Source organism: Olsenella sp. An285, assembly GCF_002159625.1.
In the GTDB taxonomy this organism is placed as follows: domain Bacteria; phylum Actinomycetota; class Coriobacteriia; order Coriobacteriales; family Atopobiaceae; genus Thermophilibacter; species Thermophilibacter avicola.
On the sequence record NZ_NFIZ01000018.1, the window covers coordinates 36,569 to 45,263 of the forward strand.

The following is an 8,695-nucleotide window of genomic DNA, read 5'->3' on the forward strand; positions in this document are numbered from 1 at the left end:
GTCGCCATCCGGGAAGGTGGTTGCGCACTGGCAACATAACGCCCGAGCGAGCCCTAGGCCTCCAGCAGGCGGCGGCCCCACTCCGCCACGCGCGCCTTCATGCCCGCCACGTCCAGCACTCCCTCGGCAAAGCCCTTGCGGATGAGGGACTCCGGCACCAGCTCGTCGTACTTCTCGAAGTAGGGGACCTCGGCGGGGTAGAGGAGCTCCATCGGGTCCTCCAGCCGCTCCGCCGCGTCGCACACGACCGAGAAGAACGCCTGCTCGTTCTCCTTCATGACGAAGGTCATGAAGTACGGGCGCGACGAGTTGACGCCCTTGATGCCCAGCTCCGCCGCGCACTTGATCTTGACGAGGCGCTCGAGGGCGAGAAACGCGTACGTTCCCAGCCAGGGCAGCAGGCACCACATGGTCTGCTCCTTGTCGTTCTCCCCAAGGCAGACGAGGGGCCCCTCGGTGAGGTGCGAGCTTCCTGCCACGTGGCGCGCCTGGCGCAGGCGGGCGCGGGCGTGGCCCATGAGGTAGGGGTAGGCCTCGTGCTCCTCTAGCACGCGGCGCATGCGCTCGAGGATGTGCGTGTTGATGTCTCCCGCCACGTCCCCGAAGTACGCCGGCACCTTGCCCTTGACCTGCGTGACGTAGAGGAGGTGCCGCTCGTGGTCCACCTCGTCGACGATCCACACGTGGCCGGCGATGGCCACCTTCTCGCCAGGCGGGGGCGGGGCGCAGAGCGTGCCGATCTCCGTGGAGTCGCAGCGCACGGTGTACTCCACGTTCTCCTGGAAGACGGCGAAGAACTTGTAGGAGCTCGTGACGCGCTCGCCCGCGAGCCCCACGATGAGGCCGCCCGACTCCGTCTGCTCGATGAAGTCCAGGCGCAGGAGGTGGCGCAGGAGCTCGCGGAAGTCGTCCGCGGTCACGCGGTGGAAGTAGGTGAGCGTGAGGACGCGGCTCGCCAGCTGGGCGGGGGAGAGCTCCCCCTCCGAGGCGAGCGTGGCCAGCGTCTGGTGGCAGAGCAGGCTGTAGGGGAGGCGGTCGAGGTTGGGCGGCTCCACCCAGCGCTCCTCTCGGTACAGCTGGACGAGCGCGATGCCCTGCAGGAGCTTCCAGGGAATGGTCTCGGGCAGGAGGGTGCGGGCCTCCGGCTGGTCCTCCCGCATGACGAACCACATCTCGGGCGGGCGCTCGCGCCGGCCCGTGCGGCCCATGCGCTGGAGGAATCCGGACACGGTGAACGGCGCGTCTATCTGGAACGCGCGCTCCAGGCGCCCGACGTCTATGCCCAGCTCGAGCGTTGCCGTGGCCACGATGGAGAGATCCGATGCGTCGTCGCGCATCCGCTCCTCGGCACTCTCGCGTATGGCGGCGGAGAGGTTGCCGTGATGGATGAGGAAGCGGTCGGGCTCGCCGTTGAACTCGCAGTACGCCCTGAGCGTGGTGCAGACCTCCTCCGCCTCCTCCCTGGAGTTGGAGAAGATCAGGCACTTGTGACCCCGCGTGTGCTCGAAGATGTAGCCGATGCCCGGGTCGGCGTTGGCGGGGGCGGTGTCCGTGGGACCCTCGTCAGGGGCGGGGGCAACCTCCGTGCTCAAACAGCTTCGCCCTGCGGGCTGCAGAACTGCGCGCGGAGGTTGCCCCCGCCCCTGACGAGGGTTGGAAATCGTCTCCACCGCGACGACGTCGGCATCAAGGCTATTGCCGCTCGTTTGGATCTGGCCTTCGTCTGCCTGGGGATCGGTGTTGTAGAAGTGCTCCATAGAGATGCGCCAGGTGCGGGGCGGCTCCTCCACGCGGGGGATGACCGTGCCGCGCCCGGTGCCTGCTGCCAGGAAGGCGCCGACCGCCTCCGGGTCCCCAATGGTAGCCGAGAGGCCGATGCGCCTCGGCTGCACGCCCGCGATTCTCGCCAGGCGCTCGATGAGGCAGAGGCACTGCCCGCCGCGGTCCTGGCGCAGGAGCGCGTGGACCTCGTCTATGACCACGTAGCGCAGGTCGCAGAAGAGCTTGGAGATGGCGGCGTGGCGGCGCATGAGCAGGGCCTCGAGCGACTCCGGCGTGATCTGGAGGATGCCGGAGGGCCGCCGCATGAGCCTGGCCTTGTGCGAGGCGGAGACGTCCCCGTGCCAGTGCCAGACGCTGATGCCCGCCTCCTCGCAGAGGTCCGTGAGGCGATAGAACTGGTCGTTGATGAGGGCCTTGGTGGGTCCTATGTAGAGGGCGCCGACGGATGCCGGCGGGCGCTCCCAGAACTCGGTGAGGATGGGGAAGAAGGCGGCCTCGGTCTTTCCCGAGGCGGTGGAGGCGCACAGGAGCACGTGGTCGTCCGTGTCAAAGATGGCCTCGCCCGCGGCCACCTGGATGCCGCGAAGGCTCTCCCACTCGTGCGAGTAGATGAAGTCCTGCACGAACGGCGCGTATCTGTCGAAGACGCTCATGCTCGCTCCTTTCCCCTCGTCACAGTATAGAAAGCAGCGCGTGCTGCACGCGGACTTCGAGGACGACCTCATCATCGCGGCGGCGCTCAGGGCTAAGGCGGACTATCTGGTCACCAACAACGAGGGCCTGCTGCGACACTGCCCGGTTGCCGCGCTGGACGCGAGGGACATGGTTGCCCTGCTCGAGACCAAGGACGTCGCGAGCCCGGGGGAGGCTGCGCGCCCCTAGACCGCAGCCCCTAGATCGTGAACTCGGCAAACGCGGCGTCCACGTCCTTCTCGCCAGCGGCAACGGCAGGTGCCGCCACGGCCCCGGCAAACGCGTCCGAGCGCAGCAGCGCGTCGACGTCCGTCCCCGGGTTCTGGCACACGATGTCCAGGAGCTCTATGAAGTCGCGGATGACCTCGCGCGGGGTGAGGTGGGTGTCTGCCCCCACGCGGCCGAACTCCACCTGAAGGAAGCTCACGAGCTGGGCCTCCGTGAGCGTGCGCTCGTAGCCAAAGTATCCGGCGTGGATGTCCGCGAGCTTCTCTATGAGGACGAGCAGCTCCTCGTACGTGAGGGGCTCCAGGTGGATGACGGGCGCCAGCATGTCCGAGAGGCCCGCGCTCGCAAAGCGCCCCTGCGTGAGGCGACTGCGCAGGGCCTCGTAGGAGAAGACGCCGCGCCGGCGGTCCTCGATGGACTGCGGCGTGCCGCCCATGATGATGCCAAGGTGGCGCGCCTTGCCCTGGAGGGTGTCGTTGTACATGGTGAGGATCTTCTCGTAGTTGTACTGGCGCGACGTGGCGTTGGGGATCTTGTAGAGGTTCACGAGCTCGTCTATGAGCACAACGAGGCCCTGGTAGCCGGCGCCCACGAGGAACTGCGCAAAGAGCTTGAGGTACTCGTACCAGGTATCGTCCGTGATGCAGGCGTTGACGCCCAGCTCGCCGCGGGCCTCGGTCTTGGTGCGAAACTCGCCGCGAAGCCACTTGACCACGCCCGCCTGGAGCTCCTCGCTGCCCTCGAGGCTCGCCCGGTAGTAGAGCCTGAGCACCTGCGTGAAGTCGAAGCCGCAGACGAGCTCGCGGATGGGGGCGAGCTGCGCGGAGAGCGCGGCCTCCGGGTCCGCGGACTCCCGCAGCGCGGCGACCCAGCGGTCCAGGACAAGCTGGAGCGCCCCTCCCTCGGGCCGCGTCTTGGTGGAGAGGTTGCGAACGAGCTCGCGGTACGTGGCAAGGCCCTGCCCCTGGCCGCCCTGGAGGCGCCTCTCGGGGGAGAGGTCCGCGTCTGCCACCACGAAGCCCTTGCCCATGGCGTGCGTGCGGATGGTCTGCAGGAGGAAGCTCTTGCCCGCTCCGTAGCGCCCCACAAGAAAGCGGAAGCTCGCCCCGCCGTCCGCCACGAGCTCGAGGTCGTGCAGGAGCGCCTGGATCTCGCGCTCGCGACCAACGGTGACGTAGGGGAGGCCTATGCGCGGGACGACGCCGCCCTTGAGCGAGTTGATGATGACCGCCGCTATGCGCTTGGGGACCCTCGGTGCGTCGCTCATCCTCGCTCCTCTCCACGGTTGCAGGGAGGCTATTCTAGCACATGTGTTCGGTTTTGTGAACAGAGGGGCGAGAAGAACAGAGGGGCGAGAAGAACGCGAGAAGAACGTCGGGCCGACAGTCGCAGTGCCGAGAAGAACGTCCGCTAGCCAAAGTTGCGCGTGACCGCGCTCGCTATCTCCAGCTGTATCTCCTTGATGCGGCGCTCGGGAACGGGGATCGTGTCCCCGCCGGAGAAGACAATGCCGTCCCGGCCCACGCCCTGGACGAACCTGACGTTGACCACGTAGAAGCGCCCCACCCGCACGAACTGGTCCGGCAGCGCCTCGAAGAGCTCTCCCAGGAGCGTTCCCACGGTCACGGTGCGGTCCGTGAGGTGCACCACGCTGCGCTTTCCGGCGGACTCGGCGTAGACGATCTCCTCTGGGTCGACGAAGACGAGCCCTCCCTCGGAGCGCAGCTGGAGGCGCCGGGCCGCGCCGGGCTCCGTCGCATCTGCCGCGCCAGCGGGCATGTACTGGGGCCACTCGTTTGAGAAGTGGGCGAGCGTGATCTTCCAGTTGCCGTCCATGCGCCGCAGGTTGACCGTGACGCGCTGGTTGACGACCCCCTGTATGCACGGCCCCCTCAGAAGGTAGGTCCCGATGACTATGGCCTCGTCCGGCTGCGCGGTGTAGGGGGAGCTAAAGACCACGTTGCTCGCCGCGACCCCGGGAGGGTTGAGCGGCCACACCTCGTATGACTCCCGGCCATGGAAGACCTTCGACCCGGCGGAGATGAGCACGCTCTGCTCGTCCATGAGGTCCAGGAAGGTGGCGCGCTCGTTCGCGAACACTCCGAGAACGCCCTTCTCGACGCGCCTGGCAAGCTGTGTTCTCTCTTCGTCCGAACCCATGGCCTCCTCCTTTCTGCTCCCATGGTGACGCTGTCGCGACCTTTTACTCCCGCTTTGGGCACACTGGTTCTGAATGTTGGAGCATTGATTCCAGCATGTGCAGATTAGCACACATTATACCCACCCGGAGGGTGCCCGCTCGTAGGGATGGGCCTCTCAAGCAATCGAGGACAGGGCCATAAAATAGCTGCTCAGAGACATGATTGCCAAAGGCGTCAGATAAGTCAATTCAAGAGGGGAGGGGGTATATTCTTGATAATCTGATATATAAGAATGTAAGTTAATCGAGCCTCCTACATGGGCGAGCGCACGAGTCACACCAACTTGCTCCCCCCTCACAAGAAAAGGGAGGGGACACCTTCTGCCCCCTCTCCGCTACGCCGTTCTTCTCGACAGCTCCCGCTCTACCTCCCGGTGCCTGCGCTTGGGAATGGGGATGCGGTCGCCGTTGGTCATGACGGCCTCCCCGCCGGAGAGTGCGGTGATGTGGTTCCTGTTGACGACGTAGCTTCGGTGGATGCGGGAGAACTGGGAGGGAAGCAGCTCGTAGACGTTGGCCAGCAGAAGCTTTGCGGTGAGCGTGCGGTTCACAAGGTGGACGACCGTCTTTTTGGCGTTTGCCTCGGCATAGACGATCTGCGCGGGGCTCACGAAGGCCGTCCCCTCCTCGACGGGCAGCGCCACGCTCTCGCCGGACTGCTCGTCGCGGATCTTGCTCGCCCTCAGGATGTCCTGGACGTAGCGGTACGTCTGCCTGCTTGCCTTGGCGGGGAAGGCCACGTCCTCGTCGAGCGGCCCCCACTCGTTGGAGGTGTGGACGAGATAGGCCCTCCAGGTGCTCCCGTCCCAGCGGCAGTTGACGGTGAGGCGCTGCTTCTCGGAGGAGAGCATCTTGTGGTCCGCGTCCGAGTAGATGGTGTAGAACCCCACGACCACGGCCTCGAGCGGGGAGCTCGTGGGGATGACGCGGAAGCTGGCGTCGCGGATGATGTAGGTGGGGATGGAGGAGTTGGCGAGGATGGTCTCCGCGAGGCTCCTCACCCCGTGCGAGACGTCGGAGCCGGCCCCGATGAAGAGGCAGTCTGAGGTCAGGTGCTCGATGAGAGGGTCGTACTCCTTTTGGTAGTAGGAGGTGACGAGACGGGCTGCGAGCTCGGGAAGCCCGCTCGTGTCCGGAGTTGTCTGCACGGCTGCGACGGACGTGGCCATAGATTCCTCCTCTCGGTCCCCTTGTTCGGATGAAGGTCATTCTCGTTCCTTAACGTCGCCCAAAATCGTCGCTCGAACCAATACGTGGTCATCGGGAATGAGTGACGCCGCTCGGGGAAGGGCGAGCGGCCCCCGGCTGTCCCCGGAGCCGCGTTCCCGTGGAGCGATCGCGTGCCGTCGCGATGTCCTTTCGTTCTGCGGCAGGGCCCTCTCGCTCGCTGGCGGGCAGATGAGGGGAGGCTCGCAGGCTCCGGCGGAATATGATGGGCGGCGGAAACAAGCGGAAGGAACATCATGACCAGGAACGTGAAAAGACTCGCGCCCCTCTCGGCGCTCTGCGCGACCGCGCTCGCGGCGGTGCTCTCCTGCCCGGTGGCCGCGCTCGCGCAGGAGGTGGGCACCGTGTCCATCGTGCACACCAACGACTCCCACGGCGGCTACGGCACGACGGACGCCAACGGAAACCCCGTGGCCTACTACTCCGTTGTGGCGGGCCTCGCCCAGAGCGCGGAGGCGGACCTCGTGCTCGACGCGGGCGACACCTTCCACGGGGACTCCTTCGCCACCATCGTGAACGGCGGCAGCGTGGCCGAGCTCATGGCCGCGGCCGGCTACGACGCCACCACGCCCGGCAACCACGACTGGAGCTACGGCGCGGCTCGCCTGCGCGAGCTCTCCGAGCAGGTGACGGTGCTCGCCGCCAACGTCACCGCCGCGGACGGGTCCGCCTACTTCCAGACGCCGCACCTGGTGGAGGACGTGACCCTGGAGTCCGGCGAGGTCATCCAGGTGGGCGTGCTCGGCGTCATCGACGAGGAGTTCTACACCTCCACGCCCTCGTACAACGTGGAGGGCCTCACCTTTGCGGACCCCGTTGCCACCGCGAGTTCCGTTGCGGCCGAGCTGCGCGAGCAGGGCTGCGATCTTGTGATCGCCATCACCCACAACAAGGACCCCCAGGGCTTTGCCGCGAGCGTCACGGGCGTGGACGCCGTGATCGCTGGCCACGAGCACATCCTCATCAACGACGTGGTGACCTCCGCGGACGGGCGCCAGGTGCCCGTGGTGGAGGCCGGCTCCCACGTGAGCCACGTGGGCGAGCTCGAGCTCACCGTTGACCGCGCGGACGACGGCACCTACTCCGTGAGCGGCCACGAGGAGGTTGCGCACGAGACCGCCTCCCTGGCGAGCCTGGCGGACCCGGCTGTCCTGGACCTCACCCTGCAGCTCATGGAGAAGAACGAGGGCGTCCTGACCGAGGCCGTGGGGGAGAGCTCCCAGGACTACCCGTTCCCGGACGCCGACTACGAGCTCCCCGCCCCCGGCGGCTGGGAGATGGTTCGCACGGAGGACACCGCCATCGGCCACCTGATCACGGCGTCCTATCTCGCCACCACCGGGGCGGATCTCGCGCTTGAGAACGCGGGCGGCATCCGCGGCGGCATCACCGCCGGCACCGTGACCGCGGGCGACCTCGTCTCCATCTCGCCCTACGGCAACACGCTCGCCACCTACCAGATGACGGGCCAGCAGGTCCTGGACGCGCTCGAGACCTCGCTCGAGATCTCCTCGCAGTGCCGCGCCGTCCTGGCGCAGCAGATGGAGGCCCTGCAGGCGGGGGAGGACCCCATGCAGTACAGCTGGCCGGACAACAGCGGCAGCGTGCTCGTGTGCGGTGGCGCCACGATGGAGATCGACTGGTCCCAGCCCAAGGGTCAGCGCATCTGCTCCATCACCGTGGGCGGCGAGGCCCTTGACCCTGCGCGCACCTACACCGTTGCCATGAACAGCTACCTCCCTGGGTGCGACGAGTATCCGCTCTTTGCCACGCTGCCCGCGGTCCAGGAGTTTGGCACTTGCGAGCAGGCGCTGCGCTCCTTCGTGGGCGAGGACGGCTGGGAGGGCCGCGTCTACGAGCTCTCCGGCACCGTGAGCTACGTGGAGGCCGAGGAGCCCGGCACGCCGGACGACCCGTCCGAGCCCGGCACTCCCGAGACCCCCTCCGAGCCCGTGACGCCCGAGGCCCCGTCCACGCCCTCCGGCTCCGAGGACAGGCCCGCTGCCGGCACCTCAACCGGCACCTCCGCGGGCGCTGCCTCCTCCGGCTCTGCCGAGAAGATCCCCGCCACCGGCGATCCCACGAGCGCCCTTGGCCTGGCGGCGCTCCTGGGTACCGGCATGGCGTCCCTGGGCGCGGGGATGCGCCTGCGCCACCGCTCCCGGAGCGTGACGCGCTAGGCTGCGCTCCCCGCACTAATGCTCCCTCCGGGGGAGTGGGTGGCCCGGGCCCCGCGCCTTGCGGCATTAGGCGGTAACGTCTGGTGATGCCGAGGCCAAGGGGGAACCATGGAAGAGAAGAGCAGTTGGGGAAAGCACGCGAAGACGGGTGGTGCGCCTCGTCATACGCGCCGCACCCTGGAGGGCTTCGAGGCCAGTCCCGTCCACTACGACGATGACAACCCGACCCCCCTTATGGAGGGCGCGGAGCCCCCGGCCCGTCAGGTCGGTTCGCGCCGTCCCCGCGGGCGCCTCGAGTGCGACCTGGAGCCGGTGTCGCGCGCGTCCAGGCACGCCGCCGGCACGGCGGTCCTTGGGGGCGCAGGGGGCGCGGGGCGTGCCTGGA

The 8,695-nt window shown here is 67.5% G+C and carries 7 protein-coding genes; 3 read left to right on the top strand and 4 right to left on the bottom strand.

Going from position 1 to position 8,695, the window contains the following annotated elements; genetic code table 11:
* Positions 1-53: 53 nt before the first annotated feature.
* Positions 54-2,435, bottom strand: a complete 2,382-nt coding sequence (locus tag B5F79_RS10140) for a DEAD/DEAH box helicase (protein ID WP_087221148.1) — start codon at positions 2,433-2,435, stop codon at positions 54-56.
* Between B5F79_RS10140 and B5F79_RS10145 the strand changes: the two genes are divergently transcribed.
* Positions 2,434-2,664: a PIN domain-containing protein gene (locus tag B5F79_RS10145; RefSeq protein ID WP_143786290.1), complete on the top strand. Its 231-nt coding sequence runs from the start codon at positions 2,434-2,436 to the stop codon at positions 2,662-2,664. The two genes, B5F79_RS10140 and B5F79_RS10145, sit on opposite strands and share 2 nt — an antisense overlap.
* A 10-nt stretch (positions 2,665-2,674) precedes the next feature.
* On the opposite strand, the gene B5F79_RS10150 is transcribed toward B5F79_RS10145, so the two are convergent.
* The 3 genes from B5F79_RS10150 to B5F79_RS10160 form a co-directional block, all read right to left on the bottom strand.
* The gene (locus B5F79_RS10150; RefSeq protein WP_087221154.1) at positions 2,675-3,970 is read right to left on the bottom strand and encodes an ATP-binding protein; all 1,296 of its coding nucleotides are present in this window, start codon (positions 3,968-3,970) and stop codon (positions 2,675-2,677) included.
* A 143-nt stretch (positions 3,971-4,113) separates the two neighbouring features.
* Complete coding sequence (locus B5F79_RS10155) at positions 4,114-4,863, bottom strand: LytTR family DNA-binding domain-containing protein (protein ID WP_087221157.1); 750 nt, start codon at positions 4,861-4,863, stop codon at positions 4,114-4,116.
* A gap of 375 nt (positions 4,864-5,238) precedes the next feature.
* A complete protein-coding gene (locus B5F79_RS10160) occupies positions 5,239-6,072 on the bottom strand; it encodes a LytR/AlgR family response regulator transcription factor (protein WP_087221162.1) in 834 nt (277 codons plus the stop codon).
* A 294-nt stretch (positions 6,073-6,366) separates the two neighbouring features.
* Between B5F79_RS10160 and B5F79_RS10165 the strand changes: the two genes are divergently transcribed.
* Positions 6,367-8,310 (top strand): bifunctional metallophosphatase/5'-nucleotidase, encoded by a 1,944-nt coding sequence (locus B5F79_RS10165; protein WP_087221166.1) that lies wholly within the window; start codon positions 6,367-6,369, stop codon positions 8,308-8,310.
* Between the two features lie 108 nt (positions 8,311-8,418).
* Positions 8,419-8,695, top strand: a 277-nt coding sequence (locus B5F79_RS11165; RefSeq protein WP_206391117.1) for a hypothetical protein, incomplete at its 3' end; no start/stop codon positions are given.

Excerpts from the sequence above, each read along its gene's own strand:
- B5F79_RS10145 (WP_143786290.1), top strand. The coding sequence starts at position 2,434 with ATGCTCGCTCCTTTCCCCTCGTCACAGTATAGAAAGCAGCGCGTGCTG.
- B5F79_RS10140 (WP_087221148.1), bottom strand. The coding sequence starts at position 2,435 with ATGAGCGTCTTCGACAGATACGCGCCGTTCGTGCAGGACTTCATCTAC.
- B5F79_RS10150 (WP_087221154.1), bottom strand. The coding sequence starts at position 3,970 with ATGAGCGACGCACCGAGGGTCCCCAAGCGCATAGCGGCGGTCATCATC.
- B5F79_RS10155 (WP_087221157.1), bottom strand. The coding sequence starts at position 4,863 with ATGGGTTCGGACGAAGAGAGAACACAGCTTGCCAGGCGCGTCGAGAAG.
- B5F79_RS10160 (WP_087221162.1), bottom strand. The coding sequence starts at position 6,072 with ATGGCCACGTCCGTCGCAGCCGTGCAGACAACTCCGGACACGAGCGGG.
- B5F79_RS10165 (WP_087221166.1), top strand. The coding sequence starts at position 6,367 with ATGACCAGGAACGTGAAAAGACTCGCGCCCCTCTCGGCGCTCTGCGCG.